The organism is Sediminimonas sp. (genome assembly GCF_024637375.1).
GTDB lineage: Bacteria > Pseudomonadota > Alphaproteobacteria > Rhodobacterales > Rhodobacteraceae > Sediminimonas.
Genome location: NZ_JAGXFK010000029.1, coordinates 1 through 18,031 on the forward strand (window position 1 = coordinate 1; position 18,031 = coordinate 18,031).

General features: G+C 64.7%; 20 protein-coding genes and 1 tRNA gene. 18 read left to right on the top strand and 3 right to left on the bottom strand.

What is annotated here, in order from left to right; translation table 11 throughout:
• From Q0L89_RS03650 to Q0L89_RS03685, 8 genes are all read left to right on the top strand, one after another.
• Positions 1-225: hypothetical protein (locus Q0L89_RS03650; protein WP_296762633.1), on the top strand; the 225-nt coding region annotated here is incomplete at its 5' end.
• A 113-nt stretch (positions 226-338) separates the two neighbouring features.
• The gene (locus tag Q0L89_RS03655; protein ID WP_296762635.1) at positions 339-884 is read left to right on the top strand and encodes a DUF3102 domain-containing protein; all 546 of its coding nucleotides are present in this window, start codon (positions 339-341) and stop codon (positions 882-884) included.
• A complete protein-coding gene (locus Q0L89_RS03660) occupies positions 884-1,270 on the top strand; it encodes a hypothetical protein (RefSeq protein WP_296762637.1) in 387 nt (128 codons plus the stop codon). Before Q0L89_RS03655 ends, Q0L89_RS03660 begins: the two co-directional genes overlap by 1 nt.
• On the top strand, positions 1,267-2,778 hold the full coding sequence (locus Q0L89_RS03665) for a DUF3631 domain-containing protein (RefSeq protein WP_296762639.1): 1,512 nt from the start codon (positions 1,267-1,269) through the stop codon (positions 2,776-2,778). The genes Q0L89_RS03660 and Q0L89_RS03665 overlap by 4 nt, the downstream gene beginning before the upstream one ends.
• A gap of 203 nt (positions 2,779-2,981) precedes the next feature.
• Positions 2,982-3,347, top strand: a complete 366-nt coding sequence (locus Q0L89_RS03670; protein WP_296762641.1) for a hypothetical protein — start codon at positions 2,982-2,984, stop codon at positions 3,345-3,347.
• Entirely contained in the window at positions 3,340-3,495 is a 156-nt protein-coding gene (locus Q0L89_RS03675) for a hypothetical protein (RefSeq protein WP_296762643.1), read from the top strand. Before Q0L89_RS03670 ends, Q0L89_RS03675 begins: the two co-directional genes overlap by 8 nt.
• Positions 3,492-4,880 carry a hypothetical protein gene (locus Q0L89_RS03680; protein WP_296762645.1) on the top strand — a complete coding sequence of 463 codons (1,389 nt, stop codon included), beginning with the start codon at positions 3,492-3,494 and terminating at the stop codon, positions 4,878-4,880. Before Q0L89_RS03675 ends, Q0L89_RS03680 begins: the two co-directional genes overlap by 4 nt.
• A gap of 22 nt (positions 4,881-4,902) precedes the next feature.
• Entirely contained in the window at positions 4,903-5,610 is a 708-nt protein-coding gene (locus Q0L89_RS03685; protein WP_296762647.1) for a hypothetical protein, read from the top strand.
• Between the two features lie 171 nt (positions 5,611-5,781).
• Here the strand turns inward: Q0L89_RS03685 and Q0L89_RS03690 are convergent, their stop codons facing one another.
• Entirely contained in the window at positions 5,782-6,474 is a 693-nt protein-coding gene (locus Q0L89_RS03690; protein WP_296762649.1) for a hypothetical protein, read from the bottom strand.
• 497 nt (positions 6,475-6,971) lie between these two features.
• Positions 6,972-7,057 (bottom strand) — tRNA-Leu (locus Q0L89_RS03695).
• Positions 7,058-7,200: 143 nt separating this feature from the next.
• Here Q0L89_RS03695 and Q0L89_RS03700 point away from each other — a divergent pair.
• On the top strand, positions 7,201-7,779 hold the full coding sequence (locus Q0L89_RS03700; protein ID WP_296762651.1) for a YqaA family protein: 579 nt from the start codon (positions 7,201-7,203) through the stop codon (positions 7,777-7,779).
• 2 nt (positions 7,780-7,781) lie between these two features.
• Complete coding sequence (locus Q0L89_RS03705; RefSeq protein ID WP_296762652.1) at positions 7,782-8,249, top strand: disulfide bond formation protein B; 468 nt, start codon at positions 7,782-7,784, stop codon at positions 8,247-8,249.
• A gap of 22 nt (positions 8,250-8,271) precedes the next feature.
• Here Q0L89_RS03705 and Q0L89_RS03710 read toward each other — a convergent pair whose 3' ends face one another.
• Positions 8,272-8,715: an Rrf2 family transcriptional regulator gene (locus Q0L89_RS03710; RefSeq protein ID WP_296762653.1), complete on the bottom strand. Its 444-nt coding sequence runs from the start codon at positions 8,713-8,715 to the stop codon at positions 8,272-8,274.
• Positions 8,716-8,890: 175 nt separating this feature from the next.
• Here Q0L89_RS03710 and Q0L89_RS03715 point away from each other — a divergent pair, with 175 nt between their 5' ends.
• Genes Q0L89_RS03715 through Q0L89_RS03750 form a run of 8 tightly spaced genes read left to right on the top strand, consistent with a single transcriptional unit; the run spans position 8,891 to position 18,009 of the window.
• The gene (locus Q0L89_RS03715; RefSeq protein WP_296762654.1) at positions 8,891-9,256 is read left to right on the top strand and encodes a hypothetical protein; all 366 of its coding nucleotides are present in this window, start codon (positions 8,891-8,893) and stop codon (positions 9,254-9,256) included.
• A gap of 3 nt (positions 9,257-9,259) precedes the next feature.
• Entirely contained in the window at positions 9,260-11,527 is a 2,268-nt protein-coding gene (locus Q0L89_RS03720; protein ID WP_296762655.1) for a NosR/NirI family protein, read from the top strand.
• Entirely contained in the window at positions 11,520-13,466 is a 1,947-nt protein-coding gene (gene nosZ, locus Q0L89_RS03725; RefSeq protein WP_296762656.1) for a TAT-dependent nitrous-oxide reductase, read from the top strand. Before Q0L89_RS03720 ends, nosZ begins: the two co-directional genes overlap by 8 nt.
• A 3-nt stretch (positions 13,467-13,469) precedes the next feature.
• Entirely contained in the window at positions 13,470-14,786 is a 1,317-nt protein-coding gene (locus Q0L89_RS03730; protein ID WP_296762657.1) for a nitrous oxide reductase family maturation protein NosD, read from the top strand.
• The gene (locus Q0L89_RS03735; protein WP_296762658.1) at positions 14,770-15,666 is read left to right on the top strand and encodes an ABC transporter ATP-binding protein; all 897 of its coding nucleotides are present in this window, start codon (positions 14,770-14,772) and stop codon (positions 15,664-15,666) included. Before Q0L89_RS03730 ends, Q0L89_RS03735 begins: the two co-directional genes overlap by 17 nt.
• Positions 15,663-16,484: an ABC transporter permease subunit gene (locus Q0L89_RS03740; protein ID WP_296762659.1), complete on the top strand. Its 822-nt coding sequence runs from the start codon at positions 15,663-15,665 to the stop codon at positions 16,482-16,484. The genes Q0L89_RS03735 and Q0L89_RS03740 overlap by 4 nt, the downstream gene beginning before the upstream one ends.
• Positions 16,481-17,086 carry a nitrous oxide reductase accessory protein NosL gene (locus Q0L89_RS03745; protein WP_296762660.1) on the top strand — a complete coding sequence of 202 codons (606 nt, stop codon included), beginning with the start codon at positions 16,481-16,483 and terminating at the stop codon, positions 17,084-17,086. Before Q0L89_RS03740 ends, Q0L89_RS03745 begins: the two co-directional genes overlap by 4 nt.
• Positions 17,083-18,009, top strand: coding sequence for an FAD:protein FMN transferase (locus Q0L89_RS03750; protein ID WP_296762661.1), 927 nt, complete (start codon positions 17,083-17,085; stop codon positions 18,007-18,009). The genes Q0L89_RS03745 and Q0L89_RS03750 overlap by 4 nt, the downstream gene beginning before the upstream one ends.
• Positions 18,010-18,031: the final 22 nt, after the last annotated feature.

Consider the following 18,031-nt stretch of genomic DNA (forward strand, 5'->3'; position numbering starts at 1 on the left):
AAGCCCAAAAACACCGAGCATGAAAGCTCCAGTCACACGACCCTTTGGGCACAGCAGACCACCAGTCGACAACCGCCCTCCCGCTTCACGCCACACGTGGCATTGTCCGGCCAAGAAAACGGTCAAAAATCGAGGTGCCCTTACGTCAAACTCGGGCGCAGCGTCCGTTACCGTGTCGCTGATCTGCTGGACTACATCGAGAACAACATCCAGCCCGCAGCATAAAGAACCCGCACCGGGGCACGGCGCGGGCCTCTGATCATCTTGGAGCGGGACAGCTTCAATAGGTGATAACATAGCACCGCCGCGCGTCTCGGGCAAACCGAAAGGCACGAGCAATGAACCTTCAAGGTAACAACAGATTGCCGATGCTGGCCGATGAGGCACGGCAGGCACACGTGGACAGCGCGAGGCACACCACGCAGGCCGCCGAGCGCGCGCTTGCCGCAGGCGCGGCGCTGGCAGAGGCCAAAGCCCTTTGCAAACACGGTCAATGGGGCGAGTGGCTGGCCGAAACCGGCATCCCTGAGCGTTCAGCGCAGCGATACATGAAGATGCATCGCTCTGGCCTGAAAACCGCCACGGTGGCGGATTTGGGAGGCATTGCCGGGGCCGATCGCTTCATTGCCTGGCACCGTGGCGAAGGGCTGCACAAGTGGCCAGCGCAGGACGTGGCCGAGACCTTAATTGAGGGCCGTCGCATGCGCGATCTGACGCCAACGCAGTTGCGCGAAGAAATTGAGACCCGCATTGCCGAGGACACGCGCGAGCGGCTTTGCAACTGCAACCCTGACCGCGTTTTGCGGGATGATCGGGGCCGCGTACTGGCCCGCGTCGAGGGGGCAGGTTTTTACGATCCTCTCGAGCTGGTGGAGGGCGTGTAATGAGTTGCGAAATCCGAAACCCACAGGCCAGCCATGCCGACACCGACTCCGAGCTTCGCCTAGAATGGGCAAGCGCCGCGATCTTCGCGCTTGAGCACTGCCGACCACAACATGCCGACGCTATCTGCGCGGGCTGGCTGGAGGCTTCAGAAACCGGCGGGCCGCAGGCTGACGTGTTCGGCACGCTCTACGCGGACGCACAATTCTGGGCCGTCGCGGCACCGCCGCATGAGCTGGTCGCCTACACCTTGGCCGGGCTGGAGCGTCTGCCGGGCGCGCACCTTTCCCTGCCCGCGCGAAAGCGGGTGTTCAAGGAGTTGTGGCGCAGCCTCACCGATGGTGAGCGCGCCGCCTTCCTGAAGCATGTCCAAAGGAGGGCTGCATGATGGATGGGCAAGACGACTGGGGCGATATCCCGCAGATCGAGGATGTAACCGCCGCCGACGCGCAGGCTGAAGTCAAGCGGCTGGCCGGGTTGGACGCCGCCGCCTACGAGGGCGAGCGCAAGGCCGTCGCGCAGCGGCTTGGCTGGCGCGCATCCGTGCTGGATACCGAGGTGAGCAAGGCCTGCCCGCGCGGCGCTGGTGACGACGACAGCGACGATGCGCCCGAGGCAATCGAAACAATCGAACCTTGGCCCGATCCGGTGGACGGCGCCTCACTGGCCGAAGAAATCCGCGACCGGCTGCGCGCCCATGTCGTATTCGGCGCAACGGGTGATGCTGACTGCGCCGCGATCTGGATCATCGGATCGTATCTCATGGAGACGTGGCGCTTGTGGCCGCGCCTGCTGGTCACGTCACCGACGAAGGCTTGCGGCAAGTCAACGCTCTTGGAGGTGATCGACGCGATGGCGCATCGCGGCTTCATTGTCTCGAACGCCAGCGCGGCGGCAATCTTCCGGGCAATAGAGGCTTGGAAGCCGACATTGCTACTCGACGAGGCCGACACCTGGATGCGTGAAAATGTCGAACTGGCCGGGGTTCTCAATTCCGGTCACACCCGCCGCACCGCCCGAGTGATCCGCGTGCAGGAGGTGAACGGGGAACACCTGCCAACCGCGTTCTCGACGTGGTGTCCTATGGCAATTGCCGGGATCGGCGCACAGCGCGACACACTCATGAGCCGCAGCATCATCATCAGCCTGCGCCGCAAACTGCCCGAGGAATCCGTCGAGCGGCTACCCTTGGACCTGCACGCGCAGCTACTGCGCATCCGCCGTCAGATTGCGCGCTGGGCCGATGACCACGCGGTGACGATAGGGGCCATGGAGACAGAGCCGCCCGCTTGTGGTGACGACCGGATGCAGGACAATTTCACGCCGCTCTGGCGCATCGCCACGGCACTGGGCGGGCCGTGGCTGGATCGCATCGCGACCGCATATGTCGCCAGCGCGCAGGCCGAGGATGAGGACGCCGAGCCTGCCGGGATTATGATGCTGAGGGATATCGCGGATATCTTCGCCGCGAGCCGGGCGGATCGCATCGCCACCTCGGAAATCGTCAGCGACCTGATCGTGATGGAGGAACGCCCTTGGGCAGACTGGCGTCACGGCAGGTCCTTATCGGCGCAGTCGGTGGCGATGCAGATGAAACCGTTTGGCGTCAAGGCGCGCGTCCTGAAGCTGCACGGATCATCGGCCCGCGTCTATCAGCGCAGTGAAGTTGAGGCCGCCGCCGCCCGCTATGCTACTCAAAAGCGTAACCCCGTAACCTTGAAACAAAATCAAGAGGTTAGAGCGCTTTCAAAGCGTAACCCTGGGCGAGAGGTTACGCCTGAAAATTCGAATAACGCATTGAAAATAAAGGAAGGTTACGAGGTTACACCTATGGGGGCCGGGGCAGACGGTTACGCGGCGCAGGACGATCCGCACGACCCCGACAACTGGAAATGACCACCACCACGAAAGGAAAATGAGATGACCGCAGACGATATGTCCTTATGAACATAACGCTTTTTCTTCCCCTGCTACCCGGCAAGGCATATTGAAGGGGATTTAATATCCCTTTTTATTTGCAAATATTATGTTTTATACCATGTACTTGATAAGGTATAAGCATAATTAGTAAGCAAATAGTAAGCAGAAAGCCTCTGAATATGGCTAAATCGCCACTGCCAGACAAGTTTCAAGCCGGATATCTAGACCGGCTGGACGGGCGGACCTTAATCGCGGCTGATCTGCGCGTCCGATGGCAAGAATTCACTGACGATCTGGGCGGTGCTGATCGCCTGTCCTATGCGCAGCGCAGCCTCGTGGAGCGCGCCTTGTGGCTGGAGCATTGGCTACACCTTCAGGAGCAAGCCCTCGCAAACGACACGCCCGAGGAATTCGACGCAGGCAAATGGACTCAAGCCGTCAATAGCCTTCAAGGCATCCTCGTTAAGCTGGGCTTGGAGCGTCGGCAGAAAGATGTCACCGATCTGCAAAGCTACATCGCAGGTAGGACGCGCGCCGATGGATAGCGGGTGCAAGATGCTTGTCACCATCCGGCCCGGCCCGGTGCTGCATGTGTGGCGCGATGGCGTCGAGGTGGCGCGCGTGCCCCTGACCATCTCGCAGGCGCTTGGAGTGATGCAGGATATCATCGCAGAAATCAGGTGGCCGCAATGAGCGCGACCATCCTAGACGCCATGACGGATCGGCAGCTATTCGGCGGCACGTTTGGCGGTGACAGTTTCGCCGCGTGGCGCGCGCTTCTGGGCGGCTTCTATGGCCTGCCCTTGGCCGAGACTGAGGCCGGGACGTTCAAGGCGATCACAGGGCGCGCAGAGACGCCACAGGAGGCCGCTCACGAACTTTGGCTTGCGGTGGGGCGCAGAGGTGGCAAGAGCCATGTGGCGGGGCTTCTGGCGATCTATGAGGCGTGCTTCACCGATCATCGAGACAAGCTGGCACCGGGCGAGGTGGCAACCTGCATGGTCATTGCCAGCGACAGGCGACAGGCGCGGGCGGTGATGCGGTATATCTCGGGGCTGGTGAATGAAAACCCGATGCTGCGCCGCATGGTGCTGCGCGAGAATTCAGAGGCTATCGAATTCAGAAACAGGGCCGCTATCGAGGTTCACACGGCATCGCACCGGGCGGTGCGCGGCTACACCTTGTCGGCTGCGATCCTTGACGAAATCGCCTTCTGGCACGTCGAGGGGGCCAATCCCGATGTAGAGATCATCGCGGCGCTGCGCCCTGCCCTGGCGACACTCGGGGGCAAGCTGGTGGCCTTGTCATCGCCCTATGCGCGACGTGGCGTTCTTTGGAATCAATACCGGCGGCATTTTGGGCACGACAGCCCGGTTCTGGTGGCGCAGGCCGCTTCCATGACGATGAACCCAACCTTGCCGCAGCGTGTCATTGACGATGCGATGAAGGATGATGCGGCGCGGGCATGTGCGGAATACCTGGCGCAGTTTCGCAGCGATATTGCGAGCCTCATTGACCCTGACCTGATCGAGCAGGCCACCCGGCCCAAGCCCAAGGAACTGCCATTTGCGCGGGGCACGTCTTACCGGGCGTTCACCGATCCGGCAGGCGGTGGACAGGATGAATTCACCGTTGCCGTTGGGCACCGGGACGGGGACGCGGTGATAATCGACGCGGTGCGGGGGTTGCATGGCTCGCCTGCCGAGATTGCTAAAGAATACTCGGAATTCCTGCGCACCTACGGGATCAAGCGTGTCGTGGGTGACAGATATGCAGGGCGGTGGCCGCGCGATGAATTCCAGAAGCACGGGGTCGTCTACGAGGTGAGCGAGTTGGACCGGAACGGGCTTTATCTGGAAATGCTCGCGGCGATGAACTCGGGCTGCGTCGAGTTGCCGCCCGACCAAAAGCTATCCCGCCAATTGCAGGCATTGGAGCGCCGGACCGGACGCAGCGGGCGGGACATGATCGACCACCCGCCGGGCGGGCACGACGACCTCGCCAACGCGGTGGCGGGGCTGGTGGCGTCAGTCAAGAAACCGAACCACACGACTTCACAAACTGAACTCAGACTTTGAGCGGATCGAGAAAGGACAGAACATGAAATATTCGGCACCGATCAAGAAGATCATGGAGCGCGAACTTGCCCGGATTGAAGGGCGCGGACAGGATGGCCCGACACGGGTTATCGGAGAGATCGGGCGGCTTCACAGCGCCGTGCAATCTCTGGAGGCGGTGGCGTTGAACCGCAACCCGGCAGACAATGACGCGCTGCACATGAAAAAGACGCATGACGCGGGCGTGAGGCTCGCCAAGGCGGTGAAGGCCACCCGGCAGCGGGCCAATGAAATCCTGAACGCGCATAACGAGCGTTTGAGCGAAAAGCTGATGGAGCGCACGGGCTTGCGCCCGCCTGAGAACCTTGAAGGGATCATGCGGCACTCGGAATTCCGCGCGGCGGTGCGTTCATTCGACGCGAAAGACCGCCGTGACATTCTGCGCGAGGCGGTGAAGGCGAAAGACACGGAGGCGCTGGGCGCGCTGTTCAACGCCTCGCCTCTGGTCACGGGCATTGATCCAAACTTTGTAAAGGAGATGCGTGGGGTCTATGAGCAATCCGTTGCACCCGAGGTGATTGCGGAAATGAACCAGCTTTTGGAAGCTGACGGCGCGTTGCAGGCGGTGGCTCGATCTGCCGAGAAGGTGGCGACGGATTCGCAGGACGAAAGGGCGGTCGAGGCATTCATTCGCGCGCAGCAGGCGGCAGAGCAGGCCAACGAGTCTTTTACATCCGCGATGCAGGAGTGACCGATCCACAATTGCCGGGGCATGTCCAATCAGGCGCGTGAACATGCCACCTTGCCGGTCGTGCTGGACGCTATCGAGGACGCCAAGGCGCGGTCGCGGTGACCGATAGCCCGGATCATCGTTTGTGGTGCGCGGTGCTGGCGCTTTGTATGTGTAGGTTATTTACGATTACTACTCGACGGGGTGAAAGCGACCTCCTTGCCAGAATCCGACGCTATTATCAGCAGGTGGCTCAAGTGAGAAATAAGAGTATTCACTGGCTTGGCGGAACCATTTGTAGTCAACTCGGGTAAAGCGTAGCTGCAAAAGTGTTTCACGTGCTTTTTCGTGGAAAGCCAAAATATTTCGATTAGTCGCAAACATTGGATTTACAATTTCAATACGGCGAAAGCCGGAATCAATTGTGCGAGCATATCCATCGTGCTCCCATAGCTGTTGGCGCAGCAAAGGTCCGTAGGCATCGCGAAGTGCGGGCATTACCTGCGCTTGTTTTCTAGCCAGTCCAGTCTTCAAATTCTGTCGCATACGTTCCTGCTCTGCAGTAAGGTCAAATTCCCGACCTTCATCGACAATTTCAGCCCAGTCGCTGAAGAGCTGCACCGCAATTATTATCTCGTCGATGCTTTCGGTAAAATCCTTTACCGACATGTCATTAACAAACTGACTGTGTTGCGTCACTTGTTCTACATATGACGTCAAAGCGTTCGCGATCTCGTCGGCTTCCTGCTCTGCCTGAAGTTCTGTTAATTCCTTTTTTGAAGAAACATCTACTTCTATCAATTCCTCTTTTTCTGCGGCATTTTCGATTGATGGACTGGACACTATGGCGACAACAAAAACGACGAAAGCGATGCCAGAGCTCACGAGTCTACGCCTTCGATTGCCGGGAAATATCGCAGAAATCAGAGCCACGAACGCCCAGAGCAAAGCGACAATACCAATAAACGGGACAAGAGTGTCAAGCGTCTGCATAGTTTTGACGCTACCCAAGCAGAGAGTTGCAGTGCAAGCTTTTTTGCCTTTTGTGCCCGAGACAGAGGGCAGGCCAGCCGGACCGCGTGATCTGACCCTTATGCCTGGACTTTTGCGCAGGCCTGATACCGGATGTGAACTGTTGTTGTCTCTCTCACGGTGCCCGGAAGAAAATCCGAACTCCACAGCCGGTTCCCAGCAAGGCGGAAATGCCCGGCATTGGAACCGCTGATGGACCGCGCATAGGTCCAGAGCCTAAGGACGAGCGCGCTTCGCCCGGCTTTTTGTCGCCAACTTACCCGCCAAACCTGCTTACAAAATGCTTACATGCTCATTTCAGCATCGAGTCGCGCCGCTCTGAAATTTCTTCTAAGTCTTTGATTTTATTGTGGTGCCCAAGGTGGGATTCGAACCCACACGCCCGTGAAGGCGGGGGATTTTGAATCCCCTGCGTCTACCATTCCGCCACTTGGGCCCGGCCCCGATCTATCGCCCCGGGCCGGTGTCGTCCAGTTCAAATTGCCGTGTTACCCAGGTCGCGTTTTCGCTTTGCCCCGCGTTGCCGGGGCGCTAGAGGTGCGAAATGACCCCGGCAACGTGCTTTGAAAGGCCCTTCGGATGATCCGCGCCCTCTATGACTGGACCCTCAGGCAGGCCAACCGTCCGTGGGCGCTTTGGGTGCTGGCGGCGATCAGCTTCATCGAGGCGTCGGTCTTCCCGATCCCGCCGGACGTGCTGATGATCCCGATGATCCTGGCACGGCCCAGCCGGGCCTGGCTGATTGCCGGCGTGGCTCTGGTGGCATCGGTTGTCGGCGGGCTGCTGGGCTATGCCATCGGCGCGCTGGCATTCGAGCAGATCGGCCAGCCGATCCTGACGGCCATGGGCAAGCAGGACGCGATGGCCGAATTCAACACCCGCTTCAACGACATGGGGTTCTGGGTGGTGCTGGCCGCCGGGGTCACGCCGTTCCCGTTCAAGGTGATCACCATCATGTCGGGCTGGACGGGGATGTCCCTTGGCACATTCGTCGCCACCGCCGTGGTGGCGCGCGGTGTACGCTTTTTCGTCGTGGCGGCGCTGCTGTGGAAATTCGGCATCCCGATCCGCGATTTCGTCGAACGGCGGCTGGGGCTTGTCTTCACGCTGTTTGTCGTGGCACTGATCGGCGGGTTTGTCCTTGTGAGGTATCTGTGAGCGTGACGCGCAAACACCTGATCGCGCTGGCGGCGGCCGGGTCAGCGGCATTGCTGCTGGGGGCCTTCGCCTTCCAACATCTGGGCGACATGGCGCCGTGCAAGCTGTGCCTGTGGCAGCGCTGGCCCCATGCCGCGGCGGTGGTGATCGGCGCGCTGGCGCTGCTTGGCCTGCCGTGGACAGGCGCCCTGGCGCTGGCGGGCGCGGCGGCGGCGGCCACGACCGGGGGGATCGGCGTCTATCACACCGGCATCGAGCGCGGCTGGTGGCGAGGGCCGGACAGCTGCACCTCGGCCCCCATCGGCGAACAATCGGCGGATGCGCTCTTTGACCAGATCATGGCGGCGCCGCTGGTGCGCTGCGACGAGGTCGCGTGGGAAATGCTGGGCCTGTCGATGGCCAGTTGGAACGCGCTGGCCGCCTTCACGCTGGTGGCGGTCTGGCTGGCGGCGGCGCGGCGCGCGGGATGAGGCGGGCGCGGGGCTGTCGCTCTCACTCCGACCGCGGCCCGCCCCTTCCGCCTTGGGCCGCACCGACCGGCGGCAGGCGCGGACCCCGCAAGGGCTGCTGTGTGTCATCAGGCGCGGCGCCGCCCAGCAGGTCGCCATCGAGCAACGCATCCTCCAGCGTACATGCGTCGAACACCGCCATGAACGCGGCCAGGGCGCGGTTGCCGACGCTGGCCAGCCGGCAGCCGCGCGTGACATGGCAGGCATTGCCGGCCAGGTAGCATTCGAACAGGCCGAAATCGGGCTCGGTGGAGCGAATCACGGCACCGATATTGATGTCGGCCGGGGGCCGCGCCAGCGTCAGCCCCCCGCTGCGCCCCCGCGTGCCGGTGAGAAACCCCGCCTGCGACAGGTGAAGCACGACTTTTTTCAGGTGGGCACGCGAAATATTGAAGGTCTCGGCCGCATCGTCGATGGTCAACCGCACGTCGCCGTCTCTCTCCGTTGCCTATGCATCTTCCGCTTATTCGCCCTTCGGTCGCGGGAGTCCAGCCCCAGGACAATCGGGCCCTGCGCGGCAAAAATCGCTCGCCGCCCAAAAGGGATATTTGGATTGACCTAAATCAAGGCGGGGGGCAGTGTGAGGGCCTAAGACCGACGGAATGACACGATTGCCGCTGCACACTTTCCTTTTCATCGTCGTCACGCTCAGCCTGGTTTCCGCGGGTGTGGGCGGGGCGATGGCGCGTGTCGCGATGGCCGCCGCCGAGTCGGGCGGCACGCAGATCGTCATTTGCGGTGCGCAGGGGGCAGAGGTGATCAACCTGCCCGGCGCACCTGCCCCGACACATGACTGCGATCTTTGCCCCGCTTGCCACATGGCGGCACCGGGGCTTGCGCCCGGCATGGCGCAGGCCGGGCTGCCGCTGCGCGCTGGCCGCGTGACATCGGCCCCCTGTCCCGTTTCACAACACCGCCCCCGCCCCACCGTTTCGCGGCTGGCGCGGGCTCCTCCAAAGGCTACCTGACACATGATCCACGACCGCCGCCGTACCGACGACCAACCGACTCACCGCCATCCGATCGCCACTACGCTTGCCTGTCTCGTCTTTGCTTTCGGGCTGCTGGTCGCCGCGGGCAGCGGCGCGGTACACGCACAGACTGCCGAACCAGTGCTGGAGCGGTTCCTGTCCGAGGTTCCGGCGTCCGATCTGGTGTCCGGCGCGGACGGCTACGGCGCGCTGCATGCGGATCATCCCGTCGCCCCGGTGCTGAAGGACGGCGCGCGCATCGGCTGGGCGTTCGTCACCTCGGATTTCGTCGGCACCACCGGTTATTCGGGCAAGCCGATCCACACCATGGTCGCGGTGGACAACGACGCGCGCGTGATGGGGGTGCAACTGGTCAAGCACTCCGAACCAATCGTGCTGATCGGTATTCCCGACAGCAAGATCAAGGCGATGGTGGCCGATTACGTCGGGCTCGACCTGGTGACCGAGGCCGAATCGGGCGGCACCAGCCATGACCTGAACATCATCGCCGGGGCCACCGTCACGATCATGGTGATCGACGATTCCATCGTGCGTTCGGGGCTCAAGGTGGCGCGGGCCCTGGGACTGGGCGGGTTGGAGCCACCGCGCGCGCCCACCGGTCCGCGCTACGAAATCGACCCGCAGGCCAAGGCCGCGACCGACTGGCAGACGCTGGCGGGCGACGGCACGCTGCGACGCCTGTCGCTGGATGTCGGGCAGGTCAACGCCGCGTTCGAGGCGGTGGACGACCCGCGCGCCGCCGAACGCCCGATCGAAAAGCCCCCCGAGACCCGGTTCATCGAGATGCAGGTGGCGCTGGTATCGGCACCGCCGGTTGGGCGCGCGCTGCTGGGCGAGGCGGAAAACGCCAACCTGCGCGCATGGCTGGACGATGGCGATCACGCGATCATGATCGCCGGCCGGGGGATATATTCCTTCAAGGGGTCGGGCTATGTGCGCGGCGGCATCTTCGACCGCATCGTGCTGATCCAGGACGATATGTCGGTTCGGTTCCGCGACCGGATGCATCGCCGCCTAGGCGGCATCGCCGCCGAAGGCGCGCCGGAATTCGGCGAAACCGACCTGTTCAAGATCCCCGCCGATTCCGGGTTCGACCCGGCAAAGCCGTTCCGCCTGCAATTGCTGGTGCAGCGCGACGTGGCGGCGATCGAGAGGGTCTTCACCACCTTCGAGCTGGGCTACAGCCTGCCGCGCAAGTACCTGAGCGAAGTGCCGCGCGCCGCCCGGCAGGGCGCAGCCGCCGACGGCAGCGCACAGGCCAGGGCCGAACAGGAAGAGCACGCCGCGCAAAGCGCGCTGTGGCAACGCATCTGGCGCGACAAGACGCCCGAAGTCATCGGGCTGAGCGCAATGCTGGTGGTGCTGACGGCGGCGTTCTTCTTCCAGGGGTTCCTGACCCGGTCCGAGCGCGTGACCTACTGGTTCCGGATGTCGTTCCTGACCGTGACGCTGGTCTTCCTTGGCTGGTATGCCAACGCGCAGCTTTCGGTCGTCAACCTGATGGCGCTGTTCGGCGCGCTGACCAGCGATTTCAGCTGGCAGGCGTTCCTGCTCGACCCGCTGACCTTCATCTTGTGGTTCTCGGTTGCCGCGGCACTGATATTCTGGGGCCGTGGGGCCTATTGCGGCTGGCTGTGCCCGTTCGGCGCGTTGCAGGAACTCCTCAACCAGATCGGGCGCAAGCTGGGCATTCCGCAATGGACCCTGCCCTGGGGCCTGCACGAGCGGCTCTGGCCGCTGAAATACATGATCTTCCTCGGCCTTTTCGGTGTCTCGCTCGCCTCGATCGAGCAGGCCGAGGCCCTGGCCGAAGTCGAGCCGTTCAAGACCGCGATCGTGCTCAAGTTCATCCGCGCATGGCCCTTCGTGGCCTACGCGGCGGCGCTGCTGATCGCGGGGCTGTTCGTCGAGCGGTTCTTTTGCCGCTACCTGTGCCCGTTGGGCGCGGCGCTGGCGATCCCGGCGCGGCTGCGCATGTTCGACTGGCTGAAACGCTACAAGGAATGCGGCAACCCCTGCCAGACCTGCGCCAACGAGTGTTTCGTCCAAGCGATCCACCCCACCGGCGAGATCAACCCGAACGAGTGCCTGAACTGCCTGCACTGCCAGGTGCTCTACCAGTCGGAAACGAAATGCCCGGTCGTCATCAAGACGCTCAAGCGACGTCAGGCCGCCTCGCGGGGTGCGGCGGCCGTTGACCGGGTAATCGGTAACCACCCCAACCTTAAGGAGGAATCCAATGTCTGAGAACACACCGAAGAAAGGAATCAGCCGCCGCGGCCTACTGGGCGCGACGGCCGGCGGCGCGGCCCTGCTGGGCGGCGCAACCGGCGCGCGGCTGGCCCTGCTGGGCGGCGCCGCGGGCGTGGCCACAGCGGCCGGCACCGGCACCGCCACGGCCGCCGAGGGCGCGCTGAACATCGCGCCCGGCGAGCTGGACGACTATTACGGCTTCTGGTCCTCGGGCCAGACCGGCGAGCTGCGCATTCTCGGCTTCCCGTCGATGCGCGAACTGATGCGCGTGCCGGTATTCAACCGCTGCTCGGCCACCGGCTGGGGCCAGACCAACGAAAGCCTGCGCATTTTCGAAGAGGGAATGCTGCCGGAGACCAAGGCGTTCCTGGCTGCCAACGGCAAGCGGGTTCACGATAACGGCGATTTGCACCACCCGCACATGTCGTTCACCGATGGCACCTATGACGGGCGCTACCTGTTCATGAACGACAAGGCCAACACGCGCGTGGCGCGGGTGCGCTGCGACGTGATGAAATGCGACAAGATCACCGAGATCCCCAACGCCAAGGCGATCCATGGCCTGCGTCCGCAAAAGTTCCCGCGCACCGGCTATGTCTTTGCCAACGGCGAGGACGAAACCCCGATGGTCAACGACGGCAAGGTGCTGGACGAGCCCGAGAAGTACGTCAACTTCTTCACCGCGCTCGACGGCGACTCGATGGACGTCGCCTGGCAGGTGATGGTGTCGGGCAACCTCGACAACACCGATGCCGACTACCAGGGCAAATACGCCTTCTCGACCTCCTACAACTCGGAAATGGGCATGAACCTGGCCGAGATGACGGCGAGCGAAATGGACCACGTCGTGGTGTTCAACCTCAAGGAAATCGAGAAGGGTGTCGCCAACGGCGACGTGCAGATGCTGAGCGGCGTGCCGGTCATCGACGGGCGCAAGGAGAAAAACAAGAAATACACCCGCTACATCCCGATCCCCAACAGCCCGCACGGCATCAACACCGCGCCTGACGGGGTGCACGTGGTCGTCAACGGCAAGCTGTCGCCGACCTGCTCGGTCATCGACGTGCGCAAGCTCGACGCGCTGTTCGAGGACGATGCCGACCCGCGCTCGTGCATCGTGGCCGAACCGGAATTGGGCCTCGGCCCGCTTCACACCGCGTTCGACGGCAAGGGCTTTGCCTACACCACGCTGTTCATCGACAGCCAGATCGTGAAATGGGACATCGCCAAGGCGGTTCGCGCCTACGCCGGCGAGGACGTGGATCCGATCCTGACCAAGACGGATGTTCACTACCAGCCGGGCCACAACCACACCAGCATGGGCGAAACCAAGGAGGCAGACGGCAAGTGGCTGGTGTCGCTCAACAAGTTCTCGAAGGATCGGTTCATCAACGTCGGCCCGCTCAAGCCCGAGAACGAACAGATCCTCGACATCACGCAAGACGACATGCCGGTGGTGCATGACGGCCCGACCTTCGCCGAGCCGCATGACGTGATCATCGTGCGCCGCGACATCGTCAACCCGGTCAGCGTCTGGGACCGCAACGACCCGATGTGGGCCGAGACACGCAAGCAGGCCGAAGCCGATGGCGTGGACATCGACGACTACATGGACACCGTGATCCGCGACGGCAACAAGGTGCGGGTCTACATGTCGAGCCAGGCGCCGATGTTCTCGCTCGAGAAGTTCGAGGTGACCCAGGGCGACGAGGTGACGGTGATCGTCACCAACCTCGACGATGTCGACGACCTGACCCACGGCTTCACGCTCAACAACCATGGCGTGGCGATGGAGGTCGGGCCGCAGGCGACATCCTCGGTCACCTTCACGGCCGCCAAGCCGGGGGTCTACTGGTACTACTGCCAGTGGTTCTGCCACGCACTGCACATGGAAATGCGTGGTCGCATGCTGGTCAAGCCGAAGGCTTCCTGACCGATGCCGCGCCTCCTTGTGCTTGCCCTGCTGTGTCTCGTCGCCGCGCCATCGGTGTGGGCGGCGGACCGGCCCGTGCAGGCGCGGGACGGCGCGTTGCAAGACGCCATCGCCGGGGCCGACCCCGGCGATGTGCTGATCCTGGCGCCGGGCCGCTACCGCGGCCCGGTCACCCTGTCGGACCCCATCACCCTTGATGGTGGCGGCGCCGCCCTGATCGACGGCGGCGGCGACGGATCGGTCATCACCGTGACCGGCCCCGACATTACCGTGCGCGGACTGGAAATCACCGGTTCGGGCAGCGATCACCAGACCATCGATTCCGGTGTGCAACTGACCAGGACCGCCCGCCGCGCGGTGATCGAGGACAACCGCATCCTCGGCAACCTCTACGGCGTCGACATCCACGGCGCGAATGACAGCATCGTGCGCGCCAACACCATCGTCGGGCGCCGCGGCCACCGCATGAACGCGCGCGGCAACGGTGTCTATGTCTGGAACGCGCCGGGCGCGCAGGTGATCGGCAACGATATCCGCTACGGGCGCGACGGCATCTTCGTGAACACCTCGCGCGCCAACGTGTTTCGCGGCAACCTGTTTCGCGACCTGCGCTTTGCCGTCCATTACATGTATGCCAACGATTCCGAGGTGTCCGACAACATTTCGATCGGCAACCACCTTGGCTATGCGCTGATGTTCTCGACCGGCATCAAGGCGAGCGGCAACATGTCTTTGGGCGACCGCGACCATGGCATCATGCTCAACTATGCCAACGACGTGGACCTGCACGGCAACCTGGTCCGCGGCGGGGCCGAGAAATGCACCTTCATCTACAACGCGCACCGCAACCTGATTGCGCGCAACCGGTTCGAGGGCTGCGACGTCGGCATCCATTTCACCGCCGGGTCCGAGCGCAACGCGCTGACCGGCAACGCCTTCATCGGCAACCGCACGCAGGTCAAATACGTCGGCACCACCGACGTGGAATGGAGCCTGGAGGGCCGCGGCAACTACTGGTCCGACCATCCAGCCTTCGACCTCGACGGCGACGGGCTTGCCGACAGCCCGTTTCGCCCCAACGACCTGATGGATCACATCCTGTGGTCGCAACCGGCCGCGGCGCTGCTTCTGGGCGCGCCGGCGGTGCAACTGATCCGCTGGTCGCAGGCCAGCTTTCCGGCCACCCTGCCCGGCGGTGTGGTGGACAGCCATCCGCTGACCCGGCCGGTCGAGATCACGGTCCCCCCCGAGATTGCCGCGATGGCGGCCAAGCGCGCCGGCAAATGGCGCAATGGACAGGCAGATGACGTACAACCTTGAAATCGCCGACCTGACCAAGACCTTTGGCGACGTGCACGCGCTGAGCGATGTCTCGCTCGCCGTGGCGCCGGGCGAGCGGGTGGCGCTGCTGGGCCATAACGGGGCAGGCAAGTCGACCCTGATGAAGATCGTGCTGGGCCTTGTCCCTCACGACGCCGGCAAGGTATCGGTGATGGGCGCGGTGCCGGGCTCGACCGCGGCGCGACGGTCAGTGGCCTACCTGCCCGAGAACGTGGCCTTCCACCCGGCACTGACCGGGCAGGAGCAGATCGCCTATTACCTGCGCCTGCGCGGTCTGCCCGCCGCCGGCGCGACCGACCTTCTGGCGCGTGTCGGGCTGGCCGACGCGGCGCGGCGACGCATCGGCACCTATTCCAAGGGCATGCGTCAGCGCGTCGGGCTGGCGCAAGCGCTGATCGGCGCCCCGGGGCTGCTGGTGCTGGATGAGCCCACAAGCGGGCTCGACCCGGTATCGCGGCGCGACTTCTACGCGCTGCTCGACGGGCTGGCGGCCGAGGGTGCGTCGATCCTGCTGTCGAGCCACGCGCTGACCGAGGTCGAGGCGCGCACCGACCGGCTGGTGATCCTTTCGGCGGGCTGCGTCGTCACCGATGGCGCGCTGGCCGACCTGCGCCGCCAGGCGGACCTGCCCGTCCACCTGCACGTCACCGCCCGCGACGGCCATCGCGAGCAACTGGCCGCGGCGCTGCCGGGGGCACGGATGAACGGCACCGGCGTGGCGCTGTCGTGCGCACAGCGCGACAAGCTGGGCATTCTGGCACGGATCGCGGGACTGGGTGACATGGTGGCCGATATCGACGTGCAACCGCCCAGCCTTGAAGACATCTACAGCCATTTCAGCCGGAGAGACGGTCAATGACACGCATCCTCGCCACCGCGGCGGTCGAGTTCCGCATCGCGCTGCGCAACCGCTGGGTCGCGATCGCCATCGCGATGATGGCGCTGTTCTCCGTCGTCCTGTCGGCGGCCGGATCGGCGCCCACCGGCGCACTCGGCGCCGATCGGCTGTCGGTAACGGTGGCCAGCCTGACGTCGCTCGCGGTCTACCTGGTACCGCTGGTGGCGCTGCTGATGTCCTTCGACGGCGTCGCCGGCGAGGTCGAACGCGGCACCCTGCCGCTACTGCTGACCTATCCGGTCACCCGTAGCGAGGTTCTGGCAGGCAAGCTTCTGGCCCATCTCGGGGTGCTGGGGCTGGCCGTGTTGGTGGGCTACGCCATCGCTGCCGCGGCCGCCATCGCGGTCGAGCCCGCGGCGGTGCAGGGGCTGCCGGCGCTATGGCGGCTGATGTGGTCCTCGGCGCTGCTGGGGGCGGCGTTCCTGTGCCTGGGCTACGCGCTGTCGGCACTGGCGCGCCGGCCCGCCGGGGCCGCGGGGCTGGCGATCGCGCTGTGGCTGGTGATGATCGTGCTCTACGACCTCGGGCTGCTGGCGGCGGTGGTGGCCGATGGCGGCGGCTGGTTCACCACGCAGGTGTTCCCGTGGCTGCTGCTGGCCAACCCCGCCGATGCGTTCCGGCTGTTCAATCTGGCCGCGTCCGAGGCGACGGCCGCCGCCGCAGGCATCGGCGGCGCCGCCAACGCCATCCCTGCCTGGCAGGCGCTGACCTCGGTGCTGGCCTGGCCGCTACTGGCGCTGGCACTGGCCGTCGCCGCCTTCCGCAGGGTGACGCCATGAGCACACAGACAGCATTCGCCCTGGCCGCCGCCGCGCTGCTGGCCCTGGCCGGGTGCCGCGAAGAGGCCGCCGCGCCGCCCGAGCCGGTGAAGATGAGCGCCGACGCGGTCGGGCATTTCTGCCAGATGAACATGCTGGAGCACCCCGGCCCCAAGGCGCAGGTGCATCTCGACGGATTGCCGGGATCGCCGTTGTTCTTCGCGCAAGTGCGCGACGCCATCGCCTACCGCCGGATGCCCGAGCAAAGCCATGCCATCACCGCCACCTATGTCAGCGACATGAGCCATGCGCCCAGTTGGGAAAACCCCGGGCGCGAGAACTGGATGATCGCGGCGCAGGCGCATTACGTGATCGGCTCGCAGCGGGTGGGCGGCATGGGCGCGCCCGAACTGGTGCCGTTCTCGGACCGTGCCGACGCCACCGCCTTCGCCGCGCGCCATGGCGGCCGCGTGGTGCGTCTGGCCGATATCCCCGACGCCGTGGTGCTGGCCCCGGTGGCGGAGGGCGACGCCACGACCCCGGCGCAAAACGGCACCTCCGCAAAGGACGACAACGCCGGCTACGCCGAGCGGCTGCGGGCGCTCTCGCGCGAGAAGGAATGACCCGCCCCTTCGCCCGCCGCCAGTTTCTGAACCTCGCGGCCGCCGCGCTGGCCTGCCCCGCGGCGGTGCAGGCGGATACAGGTGTTGAGCGGCACGACTGGCGCGGCACCGCCATCGGCGCGGGCGCGCGGATCACGCTTTACCACCCGCGCGGCGATGAATTGCTGGCGCGGGCGCGGGCCGAGATCGACCGGCTGGAAGACATCTTCAGCCTCTATCGCGCCGATTCGGCGCTGTCGCGGCTCAACCGCGACGGGGGGCTGGCCGCCCCGCCCTTCGAATTGCTGGACTGCCTGTCGCTCTGCGCCCGGGTGCACCGCGCGAGCGGCGGGCTGTTCGACCCCAGCGTGCAACCCCTCTGGGCGCTTTACGCCGAGGCCCACAACGCCGGGCAGGCGCCGACCGCGGATCAGATCACGGCAGTGCTGGCGCGCGTCGGCTGGAAGGGCGTGCACTATGACAGCCGTGAAGTCCGCCTGCGCACGGGCATGGCGCTGACGCTCAACGGGGTCGCGCAGGGCTATGTCGCCGACCGGGTGGCGGTGCTGCTGGAACGCGCCGGGGCGACACGGGCGCTGGTCTATACCGGCGAGATCCGCACCATCGGCGCCCCCGCGGGGCGCCCAGGCTGGTCGGTGCAGATCGACGGCGGGCCAAAGCTGAGCCTCAGCGACCGGGGCCTTGCCACCTCCGCCCCGCTGGGTACGGTGTTCGACGCCGGCGGCGAGGTCGGTCATATCCTGCACCCGCGCACCGGGCGGCCGGTGCCGGCGCGCTGGCGGCTGGTCTCGGTCAGCGCGCCGCGGGCAGCGCCGGCCGACGCGCTGGCCACCGCCGGGGCGATGATGCCGGACCGCGCGCGCCTGGCTGCATTGGTCGGGGGATTCCGCGGCGCCCGGATCGAGGCGGCGGTGCCGGCCTGATCGCCGCCCGGTGATCCCTGGC

What these genes read in the sequence shown, in the direction of transcription:
- Q0L89_RS03680 (WP_296762645.1), top strand. Translation starts at nt 3,492, where the DNA reads ATGAGCGCGACCATCCTAGACGCCATGACGGATCGGCAGCTATTCGGC.
- Q0L89_RS03715 (WP_296762654.1), top strand. Translation starts at nt 8,891, where the DNA reads ATGACACGATTGCCGCTGCACACTTTCCTTTTCATCGTCGTCACGCTC.
- Q0L89_RS03665 (WP_296762639.1), top strand. Translation starts at nt 1,267, where the DNA reads ATGATGGATGGGCAAGACGACTGGGGCGATATCCCGCAGATCGAGGAT.
- Q0L89_RS03655 (WP_296762635.1), top strand. Translation starts at nt 339, where the DNA reads ATGAACCTTCAAGGTAACAACAGATTGCCGATGCTGGCCGATGAGGCA.
- Q0L89_RS03735 (WP_296762658.1), top strand. Translation starts at nt 14,770, where the DNA reads ATGACGTACAACCTTGAAATCGCCGACCTGACCAAGACCTTTGGCGAC.
- Q0L89_RS03660 (WP_296762637.1), top strand. Translation starts at nt 884, where the DNA reads ATGAGTTGCGAAATCCGAAACCCACAGGCCAGCCATGCCGACACCGAC.
- Q0L89_RS03700 (WP_296762651.1), top strand. Translation starts at nt 7,201, where the DNA reads ATGATCCGCGCCCTCTATGACTGGACCCTCAGGCAGGCCAACCGTCCG.
- Q0L89_RS03720 (WP_296762655.1), top strand. Translation starts at nt 9,260, where the DNA reads ATGATCCACGACCGCCGCCGTACCGACGACCAACCGACTCACCGCCAT.
- Q0L89_RS03750 (WP_296762661.1), top strand. Translation starts at nt 17,083, where the DNA reads ATGACCCGCCCCTTCGCCCGCCGCCAGTTTCTGAACCTCGCGGCCGCC.
- nosZ (WP_296762656.1), top strand. Translation starts at nt 11,520, where the DNA reads ATGTCTGAGAACACACCGAAGAAAGGAATCAGCCGCCGCGGCCTACTG.
- Q0L89_RS03745 (WP_296762660.1), top strand. Translation starts at nt 16,481, where the DNA reads ATGAGCACACAGACAGCATTCGCCCTGGCCGCCGCCGCGCTGCTGGCC.
- Q0L89_RS03670 (WP_296762641.1), top strand. Translation starts at nt 2,982, where the DNA reads ATGGCTAAATCGCCACTGCCAGACAAGTTTCAAGCCGGATATCTAGAC.
- Q0L89_RS03740 (WP_296762659.1), top strand. Translation starts at nt 15,663, where the DNA reads ATGACACGCATCCTCGCCACCGCGGCGGTCGAGTTCCGCATCGCGCTG.
- Q0L89_RS03685 (WP_296762647.1), top strand. Translation starts at nt 4,903, where the DNA reads ATGAAATATTCGGCACCGATCAAGAAGATCATGGAGCGCGAACTTGCC.
- Q0L89_RS03675 (WP_296762643.1), top strand. Translation starts at nt 3,340, where the DNA reads ATGGATAGCGGGTGCAAGATGCTTGTCACCATCCGGCCCGGCCCGGTG.
- Q0L89_RS03730 (WP_296762657.1), top strand. Translation starts at nt 13,470, where the DNA reads ATGCCGCGCCTCCTTGTGCTTGCCCTGCTGTGTCTCGTCGCCGCGCCA.